Origin of the sequence: Pseudomonas kitaguniensis, assembly GCF_049199985.1 — a bacterium.
Taxonomy (GTDB): Bacteria; Pseudomonadota; Gammaproteobacteria; order Pseudomonadales; family Pseudomonadaceae; genus Aquipseudomonas; species Aquipseudomonas kitaguniensis.
Window position 1 is genome coordinate 19,819 of the sequence record NZ_JBLZPT010000035.1, and the last position, 22,949, is coordinate 42,767.

The 22,949-nt window shown below is 62.0% G+C and carries 12 protein-coding genes; 6 read left to right on the plus strand and 6 right to left on the minus strand.

Going from position 1 to position 22,949, the window contains the following annotated elements; genetic code table 11:
* Positions 1-287: 287 nt before the first annotated feature.
* Positions 288-13,184 carry a non-ribosomal peptide synthetase gene (locus tag ACOZK9_RS25800; RefSeq protein WP_421556868.1) on the minus strand — a complete coding sequence of 4,299 codons (12,897 nt, stop codon included), beginning with the start codon at positions 13,182-13,184 and terminating at the stop codon, positions 288-290.
* A 63-nt stretch (positions 13,185-13,247) separates the two neighbouring features.
* Positions 13,248-14,000, minus strand: a complete 753-nt coding sequence (locus ACOZK9_RS25805) for a thioesterase II family protein (protein WP_421556869.1) — start codon at positions 13,998-14,000, stop codon at positions 13,248-13,250.
* A gap of 301 nt (positions 14,001-14,301) precedes the next feature.
* On the opposite strand from ACOZK9_RS25805, the gene ACOZK9_RS25810 reads away from it, so the two are divergent.
* Positions 14,302-14,853: an RNA polymerase factor sigma-70 gene (locus tag ACOZK9_RS25810; RefSeq protein ID WP_058415088.1), complete on the plus strand. Its 552-nt coding sequence runs from the start codon at positions 14,302-14,304 to the stop codon at positions 14,851-14,853.
* A 24-nt stretch (positions 14,854-14,877) separates the two neighbouring features.
* On the opposite strand, the gene ACOZK9_RS25815 is transcribed toward ACOZK9_RS25810, so the two are convergent.
* Complete coding sequence (locus ACOZK9_RS25815) at positions 14,878-15,666, minus strand: substrate-binding periplasmic protein (protein WP_152745983.1); 789 nt, start codon at positions 15,664-15,666, stop codon at positions 14,878-14,880.
* A 255-nt stretch (positions 15,667-15,921) separates the two neighbouring features.
* Between ACOZK9_RS25815 and ACOZK9_RS25820 the strand changes: the two genes are divergently transcribed.
* Positions 15,922-16,464, plus strand: coding sequence for a 3'-5' exonuclease (locus tag ACOZK9_RS25820; protein ID WP_058415090.1), 543 nt, complete (start codon positions 15,922-15,924; stop codon positions 16,462-16,464).
* A 63-nt stretch (positions 16,465-16,527) separates the two neighbouring features.
* Entirely contained in the window at positions 16,528-16,812 is a 285-nt protein-coding gene (gene ppnP, locus ACOZK9_RS25825; protein ID WP_421556870.1) for a pyrimidine/purine nucleoside phosphorylase, read from the plus strand.
* Positions 16,813-16,875: 63 nt separating this feature from the next.
* Here the strand turns inward: ppnP and ACOZK9_RS25830 are convergent, their stop codons facing one another.
* Both ACOZK9_RS25830 and ACOZK9_RS25835 read right to left on the minus strand, forming a co-directional pair.
* On the minus strand, positions 16,876-17,682 hold the full coding sequence (locus ACOZK9_RS25830) for an MOSC domain-containing protein (RefSeq protein WP_421556871.1): 807 nt from the start codon (positions 17,680-17,682) through the stop codon (positions 16,876-16,878).
* Positions 17,683-17,727: 45 nt separating this feature from the next.
* Positions 17,728-18,657, minus strand: a complete 930-nt coding sequence (locus tag ACOZK9_RS25835; protein ID WP_058415093.1) for a chemotaxis protein CheV — start codon at positions 18,655-18,657, stop codon at positions 17,728-17,730.
* Positions 18,658-19,262: 605 nt separating this feature from the next.
* Between ACOZK9_RS25835 and ACOZK9_RS25840 the strand changes: the two genes are divergently transcribed.
* The 3 genes from ACOZK9_RS25840 (at position 19,263) to ACOZK9_RS25850 (ending at position 21,630) form a co-directional block, all read left to right on the plus strand.
* Entirely contained in the window at positions 19,263-19,709 is a 447-nt protein-coding gene (locus tag ACOZK9_RS25840) for a hypothetical protein (RefSeq protein ID WP_421556872.1), read from the plus strand.
* A 371-nt stretch (positions 19,710-20,080) separates the two neighbouring features.
* Entirely contained in the window at positions 20,081-20,974 is an 894-nt protein-coding gene (locus tag ACOZK9_RS25845; RefSeq protein ID WP_152750919.1) for a sensor histidine kinase, read from the plus strand.
* Complete coding sequence (locus tag ACOZK9_RS25850; protein ID WP_058415096.1) at positions 20,971-21,630, plus strand: response regulator transcription factor; 660 nt, start codon at positions 20,971-20,973, stop codon at positions 21,628-21,630. Before ACOZK9_RS25845 ends, ACOZK9_RS25850 begins: the two co-directional genes overlap by 4 nt.
* On the opposite strand, the gene yegS is transcribed toward ACOZK9_RS25850, so the two are convergent.
* Positions 21,589-22,509: a lipid kinase YegS gene (gene yegS / locus ACOZK9_RS25855; protein ID WP_058415097.1), complete on the minus strand. Its 921-nt coding sequence runs from the start codon at positions 22,507-22,509 to the stop codon at positions 21,589-21,591. The genes ACOZK9_RS25850 and yegS overlap by 42 nt on opposite strands.
* Positions 22,510-22,949: the final 440 nt, after the last annotated feature.

Below are 22,949 nucleotides of genomic sequence, written 5' to 3' on the forward strand. Positions count from 1 at the left end.
AAAAGTGACCCGCTGTAAGAGCGGAACCGATATAAGCCATAAACTCAATAACGGATATGCACTCAAAACCAAAGCCACAACCCTGGATAAATTTCAATAAAAAACAATAGGTTATTTGTAGTTTGATAGGAGCGGGCTTGCTCGCGATGGCGGTGTATCAGGTGAAAATACTTATCTGACACACCGCCATCGCGAGCAAGCCCGCTCCCACAAAACGCAAAAGCACATCGGCTGTGTAGGCAAATCACTCTTGTGATCTTGATAGATGCCCTAGCCTGCAACCCCCATCACAACCCCTCCAGCTCCGCCATCAAATCACTCAACCGATCCACCTTCTCCGCGCTGATCTCATTCGCTGCCAGCCCATCGATGTACTCGGCCAACTCCGCCACCGTGCTGCATTCGAACATCGCCCGCAGCGGCACATCCCGTTGCAGGGTTTTCTGCACGCGCGAGGCAATCTGCGTGGCCAGCAACGAGTGCCCGCCCAGTTCGAAGAAGTTGTCGTGCACCCCCACCTTTTCGACGTTCAGCACCTCGGCCCAAATGCCTGCCAAGGTCGTTTCCAACGCATTGCGCGGCGCCACGTAGTCTTGGTCATGCAGTTGACCCATCTCCAACACCGGCAAGGCGTTACGGTCGAGTTTACCGTTGGCATTCAGCGGCAGACGGTCGAGCCATAACCAGTGCAGCGGCACCATGTATTCAGGCAGCTCGGCGCGCAGGTGTTGCTTGATGCGGTCCAGCCGCTCACTTGCGCTCAGCGTTGCATCAGCCGCCACCAGGTAGCCCACCAAGTGCTTGCCGTTGACGCCTTCCTGCACGCCGACGGCCGCATCACGCACCAGCGGCTGCTCATGCAGGCGCGCCTCGATTTCACCCAACTCGATGCGGTAGCCACGAATCTTCACCTGATGGTCGATGCGCCCTACATATTCCAGCACGCCATCGCTGCGCCGACGCGCCAGGTCGCCCGTGCGGTACAAGCGCTCGCCCGGTGCGCCAAACGGGTTCGGCACAAACACTTGGGCGGTGCGCAACGGGTCGCTGACATAACCACGGCCAACCCCCACACCCGCCACGCACAACTCACCGACCGCGCCTTGCGGCACCAGCGCGAGCTCGCCATCAAGCACGTACAAACGGTTGTTGTCAGTCGGTGTGCCGATCGGCAGGTACGTGCCACGCGTCGACGCCAAATCAACGCGGAAGAACGCCACGTCATCCGAGCATTCCGCCGGGCCATACGCATTCACCAGGCCTATTTGCGGGTAACGCAACAACCACTGATGCGCCAGCTCCGGCGGCATTGCTTCACCGGTCGGCAACATCCAACGCAAGCCGGTAAGGCTCATGGGTTCCTCGGCGAGCATGCCCTGAATCAGCGACGGCACGCTCTCCAGCACGCTGATGCCTTGCGCCTGAACATGCGCCAGCAAGCATTGCGGGTCATGCGCAACGGTGTTCGGCACGATGGCCACGCGTGCGCCAAACAGCGGCGCGGCGAGGAACTGCCACACCGAAATATCGAAGCTTTGCGAGGCGGTCTGCGCGATCACATCGGCGTCGCTCAAATCGAGGTACGGCCGCTTGCTCAACTGGTTATTAAGCATGCCGCGCTGTTGCACCATTACGCCTTTGGGCAAGCCGGTGGAGCCCGAGGTGTAGATCACATACGCGAGGTTATCCGGGCCGCTGTAAACACCGGGGTTTTCACCACGGCCAGGCACTTCCTCCCACACCAGCAACTGGCAGTCGCTGCCTTCGAGCAGTTCAATGGCCTGCTCACGGCACGCCTCGCTGCACACCAGCAACGGCGTTCGGCTCAGCTCGATAATACGGCTCAAACGCTGGCTCGGCAGGCCAGGGTCGAGTGGCAGGTAACCGGCACCGGCCTTGAAGCTGCCGATGATCATGCCCAGCAGGTCGAGGTTACGCTCGGCCAACAACGCCACCGGTTGATCCAGGCCCACGCCCGCCGCGATCAACGCGTGGCCCAGCCCGTTACTGCACCGGTTCAACTCGGCATAGGTCCATTGCTGATCGAGGCAACTGGCGACGATGCGCTGCGGATGCGCGGCGACTTGCGCTTCAAACAGCTCGATGTAACTACGCTCAAGCGGGTAGTCATGCTCGCTCTGGTTGCAGCCATGCAACAGAAACTCACGTTCTTGCGCGCCAATCAACGGCAGGTCGGCCATGTCGCCATGGAAGCCCTGCACCAGCGCCAGCAGCAGGCGCTTGAACTCGCCGAGCATGCCTTGCACGGTGGTTTCGTCGAAGTAACGCTGGTCGTACGACAGGTGCAGGCCCAACTCATCGCCCGGATAACACACGGCCGTCAGCGGGAAGTTAGTGTGCGTGCGGCCCGAATCCGAGGTCGCATTCAGGCTTTGCGCGCGGTCGAGCACCGAGACTTCTACCGGTGCGTTTTCAAACACGAACAGGCTGTCGAACAGCGGCTGGCCCTTGGGCAATTCGCTGAGTTCCTGCAGCGTCACCAACGGCACGTATTCGTACTCGCGCAGCTGCATGTTGCTGTCGAGCAAGCCGCTCAGCCACTCGCGCACGCTGCAACGCTGGTCGTCTTCGGGCAGTTTGACGCGCAGCGCGATGCTGTTGATAAACAGGCCGACGGTGCGTTGCATCTCGGGCATTTCAACCGGGCGACCGGCCACTGTGACGCCAAACAGCACGTCACGCTCGCCGCTCAAACGGCGCAGCACCAACGCCCATGCGGCCTGGGCGAAGGTGTTGATGGTGAGCTGATGGGCTTGGGCCAGTTCACGCAATTGCGCGCCGTCGCGTGCCTCCAGGCGGGTGTAACAATCGCCCACCAGCATGCCGCCGCTGTGGCCTGCGTGTTCACGCAGGAACGGCCGGTCGCTCGGGATCGGCGTGGTGCGCTCAAAACCTTGCAGGTTCTGCTGCCACCATTCGCGCGCCTGGGTGAGGTTCTGACGTTGCAGCCAGGCGATGTAGTCGCGATAGCGCGGCGGCGTGGCCAACTGCGCCTCGCGGCCTTCGCCGAGGGCCATGTAAATGTCGAAAAAGTCATTCATCAGCAGCGAACGGCACCAGGCATCGATGAGGATGTGGTGGTTGCTCATCATGAACCAGTAGCTCGCTTCAGCCACACGAATCAGGCGCAGGTGGAACGGTGCCTGGTTGAGCAGATCGAAGCCGGCTTCACGCTCGGCCTTGAGCAGCGCTTGCAGACGCGGTTCGTGTTGGCTGTGCGGGTCGGCGCTCCAGTCCAGGTAGTCAATCGGGGTGCTGCCGGGTTTATGGATCACTTGCAGCATGTTTGCGCCGACGTTCCAGCAGAACGATGCGCGCAAGGCTTCGTGGCGAGCAATCACGGCCTGCCAGGCTTGAGCGAAACGTTCTGGGTCCAGCGCGCTGTTGATGCGGTAACGGTCCTGCATGTAGTAGAGGCCGGTGCCCGGTTCCAGCAGCGTGTGCAGCAGCAGGCCTTCCTGCATCGGGGTCAGCGGGTAGACGTCTTCAATCACGCTGGCTGGCACCGGCAAGGCATCCAGTTGTGGTTGGGTCAGGTGCGCGAGCGGGAAGTCGGACGGCGTGAGGCCGCCGGCATCATCCTGCAAGCAATGCGCGATCAGGCTGTGCAGTTCAGCCACGTAGGCATCCGCCAATGCGCGGATGGTCTGCAGGTCATGCCGTTCGCGGCTGAAGGTCCAGCGCAGCACCAGTTCACCGCCATACACCTGGCTGTCGACGCTCAACTGATTGGGCAGCGGCGCGTGCGGGTCATGCGCTTGGCCTGCAGATTCATCGAGTGGGTGAAACAGCGCATCGGCGCCGAAACTCTGATCGAACTGGCCAAGGTAGTTGAAGGTAATATCGGCGCCCGGCAGTGCGGCCATGCTGTGTTTGCACAGGTCGTCTGCCAGGTAACGCAGCACGCCGTAGCCCAAGCCTTTGTGCGGCACGCCACGCAGTTGCTCTTTGATTGCCTTGATCGATGCGCCCTGCTCCGCTAACGGTGTCAGGCGCAATGGATAAGCACTGGTGAACCAGCCGACGCTGCGCGTCAGATCGATGTCATCGAACAGGCTTTCGCGGCCATGCCCTTCGAGTTGGATCAACGCCGAGTCGTGGCCGCTCCAGCGGCACAGCACGCGGGCCAGCGCGGTCAGCAGCAAGTCGTTGACCTGGGTGCGGTAGGCACTCGGCGCCTGTTGCAACAACTGGCGAGTGTGCTCGGCGCTGAGGCGCACGCTGAGCGTGTCGGCATCACGGTTGCGCAGTGAACCGTGCGGGCGATCCACCGGCAGCCTGACCGCAGGCCCGGCCAATTGGCCTTGCCACACACTCAACTCTTCGCGCAGCGACTCGCTGCCGGCATACGCTTGCAACCGCGCGGCCCAATCACGCAACGCGCTGGTCTTGGCAGGAAGGCTGACAGACTGGCCGTCGCTGAGTTGGCGGTAAACGCTTTGCACATCCTCAAGCAATACGCGCCAAGACACGCCGTCCACCACCAGGTGATGCACCGCGATCAGCAGGCGTTGCTGGCCTTGTGGGCCGTCGACCAACAAGGCGCGCAGCAACGGGCCGTGTGCCAGGTCGAGGCTGCGTTGGGTGTCGGTAAACAGCGCGGTGCACTGCGCCATATCACGCACCTGCGCCTGCATCAGCACACTGCCTTCGGGCACGGCCAAATGCTCGGCGTGCCATTGCGCATCGCGCTGGATGAAGCTCAGGCGCAACGCATCGTGGTGTTCCAGCACCGCCAACAGGGCTTGCTCCAGGCGATGCGGGTCGAGCAGTTGCAGGGGTTGCAGCAGCAACGCCTGGTTCCAGTGCTGACGCGCCGGGATGTCGGTGTCGAAGAACCAATGCTGGATCGGCGTAAGGCCCGAAGGCCCGGTCAACAGGCCTTGCTCGGCGCTGAACTGCTCGCTGCGGGTGGCCACGGCGGCCAGGGTTTGCACGGTCTGGTGCTGGAACAAATCGCGCGGGCTGAAATGAATCCCGGCCTGCCGCGCACGGCTGACCACCTGGATCGACAGGATTGAATCGCCGCCCAGTTCAAAGAAGTTGTCGTGCAGGCCGACTTGCTGCACGTTCAACACGGCGCACCAGATGGCCGCGAGGCTTTGTTCCAGCGCGTTGCGTGGCGCGACGTAGTGTTGGCGGTTGGCCTCGGGGTCGGGTTGCGGCAAGGCACGCCGGTCGAGCTTGCCGTTGGCGGTCAGCGGCATGCTGTCGAGCACAATCAAGTGCGCGGGCACCATGTAATCCGGCAACTGTGCCTTGAGGTGCGCCTTCAACGCATCACGCAAGGTGACGTGGTCGGCGTCGCTGACCAGGTACGCCACCAATTGCTTGCCACTCGGCGAGTCCAGCGCCAGCACCACCGCTTCGCGCACCGCCGCGTGTTCCAGCAAGCGCGTTTCGATTTCACCCAGCTCGATACGGAAACCGCGAATCTTGACCTGATGGTCGATACGGCCCACGTACTCCACCAGGCCATCGGCGCGTTGGCGCACCAGGTCGCCGGTGCGGTACAAACGCCCGCCATTTGCGGCAAACGGGTCGGCGACAAAACGCTCGGCGGTGATGCCCGGACGCTGGTGATAACCCTGCGCCAGGCCGGCACCGCCGATGTACAACTCGCCGGTGGCACCGTGCGGCACCAGCGCCAGGTCGGCGTCGAGAACGTAGCCGGTGCGGGCACCAATAATGCTGCCAATCGGCACGCTGCTGGCGCCTTCTTCCAACTGTTCCGGCGCCAGGCTGGCCAGCGGCATCACCACGGTTTCGGTGGGGCCGTAGGCGTTGAAAAACACCGCAGGCTGGAACGCTGCGCGAATGCGTTGCAGGTGCTCGCCGGTCAAGGCTTCGCCGCCGGTGATGCACATGCGCACCGGCAGGGTCTGCTGCTGAGTCGCCAGCCATTGCGCCAACTGGCTGCCGTAGCTCGGGGTAAAGCCCAGAATGTTGACGCGATGCTCGCGAATCAACCCGCAGATTTCCTCGGCGTCCCACTGGCCCTGAGCACGCAAAACCACCTGCGCACCGCTGAGCAACGGCACCAGCAAACGCTCGGTGGCCGCGTCAAAGTTGATCGAATAAAAGTGCAGCTCGCAGTCGTCAGGGCGCATGCCGAAGCGCTGGATAACGGCCTGGCAATGCATGGCGATTTCAGCGTGGTTCACCACCACGCCTTTGGGCTTGCCGGTGGAACCGGAGGTGTAGATCAGGTAGGCCTGGTGTTGCGGCAGGCTGATAAACGGCGGTTCACTCGCCGGGTAATTCGCCAGCACCGGCGAGTCATCTTCCAGGCACCAGCACGCCACATTCACTGGCAGCTCACCCAGCGCCTGGAACATCGCCGCGTCGCTGAGCAACAGGCCGATGTCGCTGTCTTCGATCATGTAATGCAGCCGGTCCAGCGGGTATTCCGGGTCCAGCGGCACATAGGCGCCGCCGGCCTTGAGGATCGCCAGCAGGCCGATAACCATTTCCAGCGAGCGTGGCAGCGCCAGGCCGACGCGCACCTGTGGGCCGACGCCGCGCTCACGCAGCATCCAGGCCAAACGGTTGGCGCGCGTGTCCAGTTCACGGTAGCTGAGGGTCACGCCGGCAAAGGTCAACGCAGGCGCATCGGCACGCGCCTGCGCTTGCTGGCTGAACAGTGAATGGATGCACTGGTCGAGGCGATGCTCGCCGGGCTCGGCGCCCAAGCTGTGCTGTAACGCACGTTGCTCGGTGGTGGTGAGCAACGGCAGTTCGCTGAGGCGTTGCTCGGGACCTGCAATCAACGCTTCAAGCAGGTTGCGCCAATGTTCAGCCATGCGCGCAATGCGCGGCTCATCGAACAGGTCGGTGCTGTACGTCAGGCAGCAACCCAGGCGATGGTCGAGGTCGGTGACTTCCAGGTTGAGGTCGAATTTGGTCGCACGCGCATCGTTGGCCAAATACTCGACGGCCATGCCGGCGAGTTGGCGGCTCTGCTGGAATTCCCAGCGCTGCACGTTGCACATCACTTGGAACAACGGGTTATACGCCGCGCTGCGCGGCGGTTGCAGCGCTTCCACCAGATGGTCGAAGGGCAAATCCTGATGGGACTGACCTTCGATCACGGTGTGGCGTACCTGCTCGAACAACTCAGCCACTGTCATCTGCCCGGTCAGTTGGCAACGCAGTACCTGGGTGTTGAGGAACGCGCCGATCAGCCCTTCGCTTTCCGGGCGAATGCGGTTGGCCACCGGCGCGCCGATGCGCAGGTCGGTCTGGCCGCTGTAGCGGTAAAGCAACACGGCCAGGGTGGCGGTCATGCTCATGAACAAGGTCAGGCCACGTTCGGCATTGAAGGCACGCACGCGGGCGGCCAGTTCGTCGCTCAGGTCGAAGCGGTACAGCTCGCCCTGGTGGCTTTGCACCGGCGGCCGTGGGCGGTCGCCGGGCAGTTCGAGCAACGGGTGTTCGTCGCCCAGTTGCGCGGTCCAGTAGTCGAGTTGGCGCTGGCGCTCACCCGCCTCCAGCCACTCGCGCTGCCACACGCTGTAGTCGAGGTACTGCACCGGCAACGGCGCCAGCGGCGACAAGCGTTCATCAATAAAGGCCTCGTACAATGCGCTGAGTTCACGCGCAAAGATGTCCATGGCCCAGCCTTCGGTGACGATATGGTGCAGGGTGAGCACCAGGTAATGCTCGCGCTCGCAGGCTTTGACCAGGCACGCGCGCAGCAACGGCCCGGTTTCCAGGTTGAAGGGCGTGTGGGCTTCATGGTCGGCGAGTTTTTGCAGGCGCTGTTGACGCTCGGCTTCATTCAGCGCCGAAATATCCTGCCAGTCCATGCGCAAGCCGGTTTGCGCAGAGACCCGCTGATACGCCACACCGTCGACGCTTGGGAAGGTGGTGCGCAGGGTTTCGTGGCGCATGATCAGCGCTTGCAACGCCGCCTCGAAACGCCCCACATCGAGCACCCCGCGCAGGCGCGCCATGCCGCCGACGTTGTAGGCCGGGCTGTGCGGTTCCATCTGCCAAAGGAACCACATACGTTGCTGCGAATAAGACAACGGCACCGGCTGGCTGCGGTCGACCCTGGCGATTGCGCTTTGCTGGTTGCGTTGGCCCGAGGCCTGGATCAGCCCGACTTGCTCGGCAAACGCCGCCAACTCGCTGGCCTCGAACAAGGTGCGCAGCGGCAGTTCGACGTCACACACCTGACGGGTGCGCGAGATAATTTGTGTGGCTAGCAACGAGTGGCCGCCGAGGGCGAAAAAGTCGTCACGCAGGCCGATGCGTGGCAGGCCGAGCACTTCGCGCCAAATCGCGGCGATTTGCTGCTGCAACGCGGTTTCAGGTTCAACGTGTTCGCGGGTTTGCCACAGCGGTTCCGGCAATGCGCGACGGTCGAGTTTGCCGCTTGGGCTGAGGGGCATCGCGTCGAGACGCATCAACTGTGCAGGCACCATGTAGTCCGGCAGCTCGGCGGCCAGGGCGGTTTTGACTGCCTGTGCGTCCAGCTCAAGCGTCGCGGTGTAATAGCCGATCAGTTGCGCATCACGCACCAACACCACGGCTTGGGCGATACCGGCCATGGCCAAAAGGCGCGCTTCGACTTCTTGCGGCTCGACCCGAAAGCCGCGCAGCTTGACCTGCTGGTCGAGGCGACCGAGGTATTCGATTACCCCGTCCGCGCCCCAGCGCACACGGTCACCGGTGCGGTACAGGCGCGCGCCCGCCGCGCCCAACGGGTCGGCAACAAAGCGTTCGGCGGTCAGCCCGGCGCGGCCCAAATAGCCGCGTGCCAGGCCGATGCCGCCGATGCACAGCTCACCGGGCACACCGGCAGGCTGCGGGTTGAGTTGCTCGTCCAGCACGCGGCAGATCACATTGCCCAGCGGCCGGCCAATCGGCGAGCGCTCGCCATCCTCGGCCGTGCAGTGCCAGTGGGTGACGTTGATCGCGGTTTCCGTCGGGCCGTAACGGTTATGCAATTGCACCGCCGGCAAGCGCGCCAGCACGCGGTTGCGCAACTCGGCGGGCAACGCTTCACCACCCGAAAACAGGCGGCGCACGCTGGTGCATTCGGCCGCCTGCGGCTCGTCGATAAACACCTGCAACAGCGGCGGCACAAAGTGCAGCGTGGTCACGCCAAAGTCTTGCACTAACTGCGCGATGCGCTGCGGGTCACGATGCTCGCCGGGGCCGGCCAGCACCAGCCGGCAACCGGTGATCAGCGGCCAGAAGCATTCCCACACCGACACGTCAAAACTGATCGGCGCCTTTTGCATCAGCACATCGCTGTCGTTCAGTGGGTAAGTGGCCTGCATCCATTGCAGGCGCTCGGCCAGCGCCGCGTGCGTGTTGCCCACGCCCTTGGGTTGTCCGGTGGAGCCGGAGGTGTAAATCACGTACGCAAGGTTGTCGCCGTGCAGGTGCAGGCCCGGCGGCTGGGTCGGCCAACTGTCGAGGTGCAGGCTGTCCATGGCGATCACGCACACGCCGTCGGTGGCCGGAAGCAGCTCAAGCAGCGAGTTTTGCGTCAGTAGCAGGTGCACGCCACTGTCTTGCAGCATGTAGGCCAGGCGCTCGGCGGGGTAGTCCGGGTCGAGCGGTACGTAGGCGCCACCGGCCTTGATGATCGCCAGCAAGCCGACCAGCAGTTGCGGCGAACGCTCGGCGGCGATGGCCACGCACACATCCGGGCCAACGCCTTTGTCGCGCAGGTAATGCGCCAGGCGGTTGGCTTGGGTGTGCAACTGGGCGAACGTCAGGCTGCCGTTTTGCCAAACCAGTGCGGGGTTATTCGAGGTGTGTTGGTTGAGCAGTTCGGGCAACCACACCTGCGCCGGGGTGCACGGCGCTTCGCTGCACAGCTGCACTTCGCCTGCGTGCATCAGCTTCAGGTCGCCAATGGCGTGTTGCGGTTGCTCGCAGACGCCTTGCAGCAGGCTGATGTAGTGCTCGGCCAAGCGCTGGATGGTTGCGCTGTCGAACAACTCGTCGGCGTAATCAAAAGACAGGCTCAGGCGCCCGTTGCGGTCTTCTTCACTGTGCAGTTGCAGGTCGAACTTGGCTTCGCGGCTGTGCCACGGCAGCTCGTCGGCAAGCATGCCCGGCAGGCGGCGCAAAGCGCTCAGGTCGCGTTGCTGGTGGTTGAACATGACCTGGAACAGGCCTTGTTCGCGGGCTTGCGGGAAGGCTTCCAACAGTTGTTCGAACGGCAGGTCTTGATGCGCTTGCGCACCCAACGCCGCGTGGCGGGTTGCGGCCAACAGCCGATCGAACGGCAGGCGCCCGTCCAGTTCGGCGCGCAGCACCAGCGTATTGATGAAAAAGCCGACCAAACCCTGGGTTTCCTGGCGCGGACGGTTGGCATTCGGCACGCCGATGCGTATATCGCGCTGGCCGCTGTAGCGATACAGCAGGCTTTGGAATGCCGCCAGCAACAGCATGAACGGCGTGGCTTGGTGGGCTTGGGCGGTTTGGCGAAGCGCCGCGCTGAGGTTTACGCTCAAGCGCACGCTGTGGCGCGAGGCGCTATGGCGCTGTTGCGCTGCGCGTGGGTGGTCGGTGGCCAGGCTCAGGGTCGGATGCTCATCGCCCAACTGTTCCCGCCAATATGCCAGTTGCCGCTGGCCCTCACCTGCGGCCAGCCATTCACGCTGCCAGTTGCCGTAGTCGGCGTACTGCAAGGCCAGTGGCGGCAGCGCGAGGGTTTGGCCCTGCGCGGCGGCGGCGTACAGGCGCGAGAATTCGTCGATAAGAACAGTCAGCGACCAGCCATCGGCGATGATGTGGTGCAGCGTGACCAGCAACTGGTGGTCTTCATCGTCCAGGCGCACCAGCGTCACCCAAAACAGCGGGCCTTTTTCCAGGTTAAACGAGGTGCGCGCCTGCTCTTCGCGAATCTGTAGCGCACGCGCTTCGCGCTCAGCCTCGGGCAGGTCGCGCAGGTCGATAACGCGCAAGTCAAAGTCAGTGGTTGCATCGACGCGCTGGAACGCCTGGCCATCGCGCTCGTAGAAGCGCGTGCGCAGCGCTTCGTGGCGCTGGATCAGTTGCTCGAAGCTTGCGCGCACGGCGTCTTCATCCAACTCACCGCGCAGGCGCAGGCCGCCGGGAATCGTGTAGGCGCTGCTGTGCGGGTCGAGTTGCCAGGTGATCCACAGGCGGTTTTGTGCCAGCGATTGCGGCAGCTCGTGTTGGCGCGACAGGGCGTGAATCGTGCCTTGAACAACGCCGCCGGCGTGCTGCAAGTGCGCGACATTCGCGGCAAAGGCCGCCAGCGTTGGCGCTTCAAACAGCATGCGCAGGTTGAGTTCCAGGCCGAGGTGTTCACGCAGACGCGCGACCACTTGGGTGGCGCTGATGGAGTTACCGCCGAGCAGGAAGAAGTGATCGTCAGCGGCGACCGTCGACACGTGTAATTGCTCGCACCAGATCGCCGCAATCTGCTGTTGCAGCTTGGTTTCAAGCGCCGCATCGCTCACCTGCACGCGCAGATCCGGGAACTGCGCATAGCTGTCGAGGCTGCCATCGGCGTGGCGAAGCGCACACGCCGAACGCTGCACTTTGCCGCTGGAAGTCTTCGGCAATGCGCCAGGGTTGAGCAGTACGACCACGCTCGGGGCTTGTTGACAGGCCTCGGCCACGGCTTGGCGGATGGCGTTGATCAACGCCTCGGACGGCAGGATTTTCTGCACGCTGCGGCTGATTTCCACAGCAATGCCAATGCCTTCGAGGCCTTGGTCATTCACCGCAAAGGCGGCGACACGGCCCTTGCGTACCGCGTCGACTTCGCGCTCGACGGTTTGCTCGATGTCTTGCGGGTACAGGTTGTGGCCGCGCACGATCAGCAGGTCTTTCAGGCGGCCGGTGATGTACACCTCGCCTTCGCGGATAAAGCCCAGGTCGCCGGTGCGCAGCCAGGTGCGGCCAGCCTGTTGCACAAACGTTTTGGCGCTGGCCTCGGGGTTGCGCCAGTAGCCATGGGCGATGCTCGGGCCGCTGGCCCACAGCTCACCGACGCAGTTGTCCGCCAGTTCGCTCAAGGTGTGCGGGTCGGCAATCAGCACCGCGTGGTCGGGTTGGTGGGTGCCGCAACTCATGATCGCAGTGCCCTGCCCCGGCTCGGCGCGGTTGCTGGCCAGCGCTTGGTCATCCACGCGCAACGCCGGGATGCCGTGGCCACGGCGGCCGCCTGCGACAAACAAGGTCGCCTCGGCCAGCCCGTAGGAAGCAAAGAAGTTATTCGCGCTGAAACCGCAGGCGGCGAACTTTTCGGCGAAGCGTTCCAGGGTGTCGAGGCGGATCGGTTCGGAGCCCGAATACGCCACGCGCCATTGGCTCAAATCCAAGCGTTCCAGCGCCGACTCACTGACCCGCTCGCTGCACAGGCGGTAGGCGAAATCCGGACCACCGCTGATGGTGCCGCCGTATTCGCTGATCGCTTCCAGCCAGCGCAGCGGCCGCGCCAAAAAGTACGCCGGTGACATCAGCACGCACGGCACGCCACTGAAAATCGGTTGCAGCAACCCGCCGATCAAGCCCATGTCGTGGTACAGCGGCAGCCAACTGACGATGACGTCATGCGGGTTCAGGTCGATGCCAAAACCGCGACGGATCAGCACTTCGTTGGCCACCAGGTTACCGTGACTGACTTGCACGCCCTTGGGCAACGCGGTGGAGCCCGAAGTGTATTGCAGGAAGGCGATGTCGTCGGCGTGCAGTTCGGGTTCGACCCAGCCGTCGGCGATCTGTGCATCGAGGGTGTCGACGCGCAACACCGGCGGCGCGCCCTCAAGCTGCGCCAGGCCGTCGCCGAGGCTGGCGATGGTCAGCAGCAGGCGCGGTTCGGCATCGCTGATGATCGACAGCAGGCGCTCCTGGTGATGACGGCGAGTGGACTCGGGTGGATACGCCGGCACCGCAATCACCCCGGCGTACAGGCAACCAAAGAACGCCGCGACGTAGTCCGGGCCACTCGGGAACAACAGCACCGCACGGTCGCCCAACGCCGCATTGGCCTGCAAGGCCGCCGCGATGGTACGGGCGCGCTGGTCCAGGTCGCGGTAGCTGAGCAGCACCGTGTGCTCGGCGGTTTCGGCGAGAAAGCGCAAGGCCAGTTGATCCGGGGTCTGCGCGGCGCGACGTTGAAGAGACTGGACCAGAGTGCGGGGAAGTTCGAAGGCGTCCATCATGGGGTTCCTGCCTGAAATCGGCTTACGGGAAAATCGGCTACAAAAAATCGACAGCGCGGCTGTTCAGCCAGCGGCCACTTGCCGCGTCGCAACACTGCGCCAGCGGGCCAGGTGCTCCTCGGCATAGCGGCGCAGGCAACGCAGCACGGCGCTTTCGTGCTGCACGATGAAAAAGTGGTGACCGTCGAACATGTCGAGCGAAAAGCCGCTGGCCGCGTCCGCCTGCCAGTCGAGCAACTGGTCGGCGCGCACGCTGTCTTGCTTGCCGCCGAACACGTGAATCGGCATGCCCAGCGGCTCGCGCCGGCCATAGTTGAAACTGCCGCACAGCAGGAAGTCGGCGCGCAGAATCGGCAGCATCAACTGCATCAACTCGGGGTTGGCCAGGGCTTCTTCGGCGGTGCCTTGCAGTTCACGCAGGCGGGTGATCAGTTGCTCATCGGATTTTTCGAGGGCGTATTCGCTGACATCGCGGTGCGCCGGCCCAGCCGTACCTGAGGCGAATAACGCCAGCGGCGCGGGTGAACCGCGTTCACGCAGCGCATGCGCCAATTCGAACGCCAACAAGCCGCCAAGGCTGTGGCCGAACAAGGCATACGGGGTGTTCAGGTCACGGCTGATTTCAGCCGCCAATTGCGCAGCCAGCGCCTTGATGTCGCGCTGCAACGGCTCATCCATGCGCATGCCGCGCCCAGGCAGTTCCAGCGGGCAGACCTGCAACCAATCCGGTAAAGCCCGACGCCAACGCGCATACACCATGGCGCTGGCCCCCGAATAAGGCAGGCAAAACAGCCGCAGTCGAGTGGCGGCGCTCATCGCTTGAGGGCGCCAAACTGAAACACCTTGTATGCACGGTAAAAACCCATTTCGTCCTCCTGCGGGCGCTGATCCTTGGCCCTTCAGCTAACGGACCTGTCACCCATGAGAACGGACGGCGTCGGCAGATAATTAGTCCTTCACAGCAGCGAGACGGGGTTCACACCTACCGCGCAGGCATAAGATTGGTTCGTCTTCTCATTTGACAATCATTATCATTAAGCATAATTTGTTGCCCGATGTGTAGGAGGCTTCAGCACGGACGCCCTCCCCTAACCCATTTTGCGACCAGGTGATTTCCATGACGGAACAAGTATCCACAGGCAGGTGCGACTCACCGCTTCTTCAGGCATTCGTCGACAATCGTTTGATTCTGGTGAAGATCGCGGCCCGTATTACCGGCTGCCGCTCGCGCGCCGAAGACGTCGTGCAGGACGCGTATTTCCGCCTGCAATCGGCACCGACGATCACCTCATCGTTCAAGGCCCAATTGAGTTATCTGTTCCAGATCGTGCGCAACCTGGCGATTGATCACTACCGCAAGCAAGCGCTGGAGCTCAAATACTCCGGGACGGAAGAGGAAGGCTTGAATGTGGTTATCCACGGCGCGTCACCGGAAAACTCGCACATTAATTTCAACACCCTGGAAAACATCGCCGACGCGCTGACGGAGTTGCCGCAACGCACCCGTTACGCGTTCGAGATGTACCGCCTGCATGGCGTGCCGCAAAAGGACATCGCCAAGGAACTCGGCGTATCGCCGACCTTGGTGAACTTCATGATTCGCGATGCGCTGGTGCACTGCCGCAAGGTCTCGGGCACACACAGCGACACGTTTGCACGGCGGGTCTGATCGCGGTTTGAGCGGGCCGTGGACTCAGTGCGGCGCCATCACGTCGATGCGGTACGGCTCGAAGATCTTCAACAGCTCCCCGCTGTCGCGCAGCCGCTTGAGCAGGTCGGCAAACACCGCACCGCTGATCGGCGCCTTGGGCCGCAGCAACGCGTAGTGGTGATACACCTGGTCAATGCGTTTTGAGACCAGAAACTGCCCGGCCATCTCTGCATTACGCGCCATGAAATCACTCAAGTACGAACGAGTCACCAGCGCGATGTCGGCACGCCCGCGCGCCACCATCAGCAGGTTGCTGTCATGCGAATAGGTCAACGTGGCGTTGAAATGGTCGGCCATGTATTTGGGGTCGGGGTTGAAGTTGGCGAAGGCGTAGTGATAGCCGCTGAACACCGCCAGACGCTTGCCGGAAAGGTCAGCGAAATAAAGCTGGTCGCGCCCTGGCTTACGCTCGGCGACGAACACTTCTGCATCCTCAAGGTGCATATCGACGCTGGTGTGCGCAATGTTCTGCCAGCCCCAGTCGGGGTTTTCGAAGATGGCCATGTCGACCCGGCCTTGCTCGAAATCCCGAAAGCGCCGCGGAATCGAGGTTGGCACCAGCACAAACTGGTAGTCGGTTTGCGCAGCGTTCAGCGCTTCCACCAATTGCGGCAATATCCCGGTGTCGGCGCCTTGCTCCGGGCGCACGGTATACGGCGGAAAATGCGCGGCGCCTATCCTCACCATTTGCGCAGCCGACGCCGGCATCCACGCTGCGCTGCCCAGTGCCCATAAAGTTAGTCCTGCAGCCAGCCGCCATGGCGAAAACATTGAGGCACACACCGTTTAATACTCTGAGGGCGATAAGCTAGGCGTTTTTGTCAGGTGAGACAACTTTTCACCGGTAAATTAATAGCTTGCGCCTTGATCCGCGTCAAAGGCGGGGCGCACAGCGTGCCAAGCGGCATGACCACGCAGAGCGTGGGCACTGTCAATTGACGGGGAGATTGAATCAGCGCTGGGCGGAACTACAAGGCCGGGCTACTCTATCCCCATCAGGAAAGGACGAGTACGGGAACCTGCGCGATGCCTCATTGGCTGATTATTGACCTTGAAGCCACAACGGATGAAGGCGGCTGGCCCGTGACGGAGATGGAAGTCATCGAAATCGGCGCGAGCCTGGTAAACCGCCAGGGCCGCGAGCTGGATCACTTTCAGCGTTTTGTGCGGCCACTGCGTCGGCCACTGTTGACGCCGTTCTGCCGTCAACTGACGCACATCACCCAAGCCAATATTGACGGCGCGGCAGCGTTCACCGAGGTGTGGCCGTTGTTCGAACGCTGGCTGGGCCAGCATCAAAAACACCTGGAAGGCTGGGCCAGTTGGGGTGACTATGATCGCCAGCAACTTGAGCTCGAATGGCAACGCCATGGCTTGAACAGTGCGCTTGCGCAAACGCTGCATGTGAACCTCAAGCAGCGTTTTGCCAAGGCGCGGCGACTGGACAAACCGCTCGGGCTCAATGGCGCCCTGCAATTGGCGGGGATGCAGTTTCAGGGCCAGCAACATCGGGCGCTGGAGGATGCGCGCAATACCGCGCGCCTGCTGCCGCTGATTTTGCCGGTCTAGGCAGCTCCCCTGGCCTTGGGCATACTGGCCAACCTTTACAGCCCCTGTTTCGAGGAATCGCCCATGTTTAAAGTCAACGAGTACTTCGACGGCACCGTCAAGTCGATCGCTTTCGGCACCGCAGAAGGTCCGGCGACCATCGGCGTAATGGCCCCGGGTGAATATGAGTTCGGTACTGACCAGCGTGAAATCATTCACGTCGTGTCCGGCGCCTTGACCGTCAAGTTGCCCTACGCCGACACTTGGGAAACCTTCGACGCCGGCAGCCAGTTCAATGTACCGGCCAACAGCAAGTTCCAGCTAAAGGTTGCGGTAGACACCGCTTACCTGTGCGAATACCGCGGCTAAACGTTTGCCGCTGAAAAAATGCCCGTCTCGCAGGAGACGGGCATTTTTTATGCGCGCAACGCACTACTCAAGAAGGGTCACCGGCATGCCGACCTCCAGGTGCCCCACGCCATCGTTGACCAGGTTTTGGCCGAACAGCACGTTGCCGTCCTGCTCGCGGTAAGTCTTGAGGGTGGTCAAGGGTTCCCGGTCCGCACTGCGTTCGCCGCTGGCGGGGTCGAGGGTTGTGAGCACGCAGCGTGAGCAAGACTTGACCACGCGAAACTCAACCTCGCCGATGCGCACGCGCTTCCAGCCATCTTCGGCAAACGCAGCACTGCCTTCGATCACCAGATTGGGGCGAAAACGCAGCATCTCCATGGGACGGCCGATGCGTTGCGACAAGTCGTCGAGTGACGCCTGGCCGATCAGCAGCAGCGGGAAGCCATCGGCAAAGCCGACCTGATCGTCGTCCCGGCCATAACCGGCTTCGGTGCTGCGCGCCCGCGCAAGCGGCACGTGCACCAGGCGGGTTGGCTTGCCGATAAAGTCAGTGACCCACGCCGCCGCCGCATCGCCCGCATCCGGCACGCGCAACGTATCGCGCCAAATGGTCACACCGCGCAACTCGGCATCACTGTCGGGCAGGCCGACATCCAGCGGCGCAACGCCTGAAGTACTCAGGGTCAGGCCACCGGCGCTGTTGTACAACGCCGACAACTGGCTCATCTTCGCCACCGCCCGCTGCGTGAGAAACCGCCCGCTGGCTTCGTCGACCAGCATCCAGCGTCGATCCCCGTCCAGCCCCAGTTTATCCAGGCTGATGCGTTGCAAAACCTCGGCCTTGGCGGACTTCAAGGGGTAACGGTACAGCGCGCTGAGACGGAGCATGAGCCTGCATTCCTGAGGGTAAAAGCCGTCACCCTAAGCTCAAGCCTATGCTTCGTCCAGCATCAGGCGCTGACGCACCACGTCGACCAACTTGTCCGGCTGAAATTTGGACAGGAAGTTATCGCAACCGACCTTCTTCACCATCGAGTCGTTGAAGCTGCCCGACAGCGAGGTGTGCAGCACGACGTAGAGCCCACGCAGGCGCGGGTCATTGCGGATTTCGGTGGTGAGGCGGTAGCCGTCCATCTCGGGCATTTCGGCGTCGGTGAAAATCATCAGCAGTTTGTCGGTCATCACCTGGCCGCTGTCGGCCCAGGCTTTGAGCATATTCAGCGCCTTGAGGCCGTCGCTCGCAACGTGCATATTCACCCCGAGTTGGCCAAGGGTGTCACGCAGTTGCGACAGGGCCACATTGGAGTCGTCGACCAACAGCACTTCGCGGCCGCGCGCGCGTTCCAGCACTGGGTCTTCGAGTTTTTCGCGGGAGACCTTGGCGTTGTACGGCACGATTTCGGCGAGCACTTTTTCGACGTCGATGATTTCCACCAACTGGTCATCGACCTTGCTGATGGCCGTGAGGTAATGCTGACGGCCGGCGCTCGCCGGTGGCGGCAGGATAGCTTCCCAGTTCATGTTAACGATGCGGTCAACACCGCCGACCAAAAACGCCTGCACCGAGCGGTTGTACTCAGTGACGATAATCGTGCTGTTCGGCCCCGGCACCAGCGGGCGCATGCCGATGGCCTGGGACAAGTCGATCACCGGCAGGGTCTGGCCGCGCAGGTTGACCACGCCGCACACAAACGGGTGGCGCTGGGGCATCAGTGTCAGCTTGGGCAGCTGCAACACTTCCTGCACCTTGAACACGTTGATCGCAAACAGTTGCCGCCCAGCCAGGCGAAACATGAGAATTTCCAGGCGATTCTCACCCACCAGTTGCGTGCGTTGATCTACAGTGTCGAGAATGCTGGCCATTAAAAGCTCCTGATGCGCTAAGGGGTTGTGCAGCTCAATTAAGCTTGTTAGCGATCATCGCCAACGAGAACGCGCCTCGCCTGTCAGGCCCAGCGTCTTTGAGTTCTGCGCGAGCAAGCTCTGCTGCTACGCTGGTTATCGGCCGTAAGCGCCAGAGCTTGACCCGGTAAAATGCCACGTAATCTCATTGATGTCACACTGACATCATGGCTTACTGCAGAATCATCGCTCGACCTGAAAATCGACGCGAGGTTCCCTGCAGTAAGGGATTCCCCTATACGCAATCAGGTCTAACCTGATATTCGCAATATCTAATAGCCATTAATGTGACGCCATTCTCATTGCATGAATGGAGTCAGGCTTTTGTTTGCCATACCAAGCCCACGGCCCACGGGTCTTTCAGACTTTCACGTGGCGGCAACTGAAGTTGTGGAATCGCCCCCGATAACCTGGCACCTGCGCAGCCATTGTGATCAATCTAATAAACGTCCTACTGAATTTTCAGAATCGGGCTACAAGCTTCAAACTTATTTCAGCGTTAGTTTTACGCCATTCACCCGGCGCGGCTTCTCATCGCCCGACCTTATGTTGCGGAGACTTTCACGATGAAAAGCGCAAATGAATGGCAAACTGCACTTCCCGAGTTTTTGCTGGAAGCCGAAATGCTCCTGGCCAAATCGCAGGAGTGTTTGAACCATCTGCATTTGATCCGCAACGACAGCGATGCCATCGACTGCATGAAAACGTGCCTTGCGAAAATCGCTGAAAAAGCCGAAGGCTTGTCCCTGCACGCTATCAGCCAATTCTGCCGGCTGATCGAATGCCCGATGACCAACGCCGTGAGCCCGATGCAGCTGCATGACCAGGCGCTAAATGCCTTGCATGACTGCCTGACGCTAGTGGCGTGGCAACTGGCTCTGATCGACCCCCGAACCGGCGAGCTGAGCCTGGACGACGGCGAACAAACCCGGCTGATTGAGGCGGTCATCGCGCAAATCCCACAAAAAGAAATCGGTCCGCACCGGTCGCTTATCAAGCGTTTTGAGTGCTGACCAGGTCGCATTTAATATCTTTGCTATCTAAAAACGACTATATGCCTGCGGGTTCAAACGGCTGCGCGGGCAAAACATATCAATTAGCCATCAGCGCTAAAAATGCTACACACCTACTTAATTAATCCCCCTGCCGCCTTTGCACTCTGAGACTCTTTGAACCGGGATCAGGGCGCACGATGTTTGCCTGTTTAGTCAGCCTGTCACGCGAGTCGCCAGGCGACCAACGGTAATAGTGGTGGTACTATGGCCAGCGCGAAGTGGCTTAACTTCATCATGTATAAAAACGTTTCAACAGCGTATTCCAAACAAGGCCCGGTCATTCGCCGTGACCGGTCTTCCCGCAGCAAACCTCATTGGCTCCATCCGCTATGTACGCCAAACTAAAGTCGCTTATCGCAAGGTCCACATCGCGCAGCAATGCACGCAGCATGGTCCTCGTCCTGTGCCTTGGTTCGCTGCTGGTCAGCCTGTGGGCCTACAGCCACAGCGCACCGTTGCCGTTGCTCATTTTGCTGCTCAACCTGGCGACCCTGGTGGTGCTGGGCTTGCAACAATGGAGCTCGCGCAAATCGATTAAATTCCAGCCGCAGGAACTGGCCGACCGCCTGCTGCAAGTGCAGGAAAACGAACGCCATCGCCTCAGCCGCGAGCTGCATGACGACATCGGCCAACTGCTGACGGCCGCCAAATTGCAAAGCGAATGGCTCAAGCGCCGCTTGCCACAAGACCTGCAAAGCCAATGCACGGTGCTGTGCAACACGCTGAATGAAACCTTGGCGAAGGTGCGCGACGTGTCCGCTATCCTCAACCCGCGCCAGTTGGCCAGCCTGGGCCTCGAAGCGAGCCTGCGCGCGCACCTGCTCAAAACCCTGGAAAACACCCCGGTTCACTGGAGCCTGGAATGCCGGCAACGGCTGACCGGTATCCCGGAAGAAATGGCGGTGGCAGCATTTCGTATCACCCAGGAAGCGGTCACCAATATGCTGCGCCATGCCCAAGCGCATAATTTGCGGGTACGCCTGCAACGCCTGCCCGAAGGCCTGTCGCTGATGGTGTTTGACGACGGCATGGGCTTTTGGCCTGCCGCCAACCCTTCTGCGCAAGGCCAACGGGGCATGGCCGGCATGTGTGAGCGGGTCGATCAGTTGGGCGGCACCTTGTCGGTCAGCAGCCAGCCAGGCCACGGCACCCGGATCGACGCGCTTTTCCCCTGGGCGCCGCGCGCCCTCGAACGGGCCAGTTCCCCTAAGGTTCTCGAGTGACCTGTACGTTACTTTTAGTGGATGACCACGCACTGATCCGCGCCGGCGTACGCGCGCTGATCGAGGATACCCAAGGCTATACGGTCATTGGCGAAGCCAGCGATGGCGCGCAATTGCTGGAAAAGTACACGGCCCTGCAGCCGGACATCGTGCTGTTGGACCTGTCGATGAAACACACGGGTGGCCTGGACGCGCTACAGCAACTCAAGGCCGCCTACCCCAAAAGCAAAGTGCTGATCCTGTCGATGCACACCGACCCGGAGCTGATCATGCGTGCGCTGGAGTCGGGTGCTCACGGCTACCTGCTCAAAGACACCACGAGCAACGAACTGGAACACGCGCTGACGGCCTTGCGCAATAACGAGCGCTACCTCAGCCCCGCCATTGCCCACACGGTGATCAATCAGGCGCTGACCCGCAGCCAGGGCGCGGCCTCGCCTGTCGCCCACAGCCACAACCTCACGCCGCGCCAGTTGGAAATTCTGCGTTTGATCGTGCGCGGCAAATCCACCCGGGAAATCGCCCACGGCCTCGGCTTGAGCATCAAGACCGTGGAGGCGCATCGCTCGCAAATCATGAAGCGCCTGCAAATATTCGATGTGGCGGGCCTGGTGTTATTCGCCATTCGCGAGCAGATCATCAGCCTGGACGACTAACGGCGAACCCACGGGCAGGTGCACGCGCAGGGCGTTGGGCAGCGCGGAAAAACGCAGGTCATCGCCCTTCAGCGGTTCGCCATCCAGGTTGATGTAAAGCCCCTCGGCCACCTTGATCTCGACCCAAGGCAGGCGCGCGCGTACAAACATGCTGTCCAGGCCCCAGCCGTCGCTCATCAGCGTGAGCAGCGTGCCGACCACTTCCTGCGGCGCCGGCAAGATACTGATGTCGAGCAAGCCATCGTCGGCCAGCGCGCCAGGGCACAGCACATGCCCGCCACCCGCCTGCCGACCGTTGCCGATACCCAGTGCAAGCAGGTCGCCTTTCCAGTGGAAACCCGGCCCTTCGAGTTCGCCGTAAGCCGACTTCAATTCACTGAAACGCGTCAGGCCGGTGAACAGGTAGGCAGCGCCACCGAGTACTTTTTTCAGGTCTTCAGAGGTGTTGGCGGTGACCTGGCTACCAAAGCCGCCGGTGGCCATATTGAGGAACATTTGCTCGCCCGCCTGGCCAAGGTCGATCGCCCTGGGCGCTACATCGAGCAGCGCCAACGCCTGTGCGGGCTCAAGCGGCACGCCGGCAGCGCGGGCGAAGTCATTGGCGGTGCCCAGCGGCATCATCACCAGGCTGGCGTCGGTTTTGGCCAGCGCCATGGCTTCAGCCACATCGCGCAAGGTGCCGTCGCCGCCACCGGCGATGATGTGCGTGTAACCATCGGCCAGCGCCTCATTGACCAGGCGCTGGGCGTCGCCGCCCTCCCACGTGACCCGCACCGCCAACTCCCAGCCCAGTTCACGTTGGGCCGTGACGGCTGCGCGTACATCCTCGTTCAGGGCTTGTTTGCCGTGGAGGATCAACAGTGCCTTGGGGGTGGTCATGGGGGGCTTACTCCTGGGTTCAAAGGTGCTTGAAGGATGTTGACCTTTGGCCAGTGAAAAAAAGCCATGCGCGTTGAAAATTAAATGGGTTGAGTGCACGTGTGGCAGCGAGGTTGCTCGCGATGGCGTCGCATTCGGTGTGTCTGAGGGACCGAGGTGCCTGCATCGTGAGGGTTTTGGGTGCATATCCGTTGTTGAGGTTATGGCTTATATCGGTTCCGCTCTTACAGCGGGTCACTTTTGAAAAGCACAAAAGTAAAACGCTCTTGCCCCACCACTCGGTGCCTCGCTGTGGCTCGGCATGCCCTCACTCCGATATTACGCAGCGGGCCGCCGCGACGGGGCGTCCCTGCCCCGGGGGGGGGGGGGGGGGGGGGGGGGGGGGGGGGGGGGGCGCGCGGGGGGGGGGGGGGGGGGGGGGGGGGGTGGGGGGGGGGGGG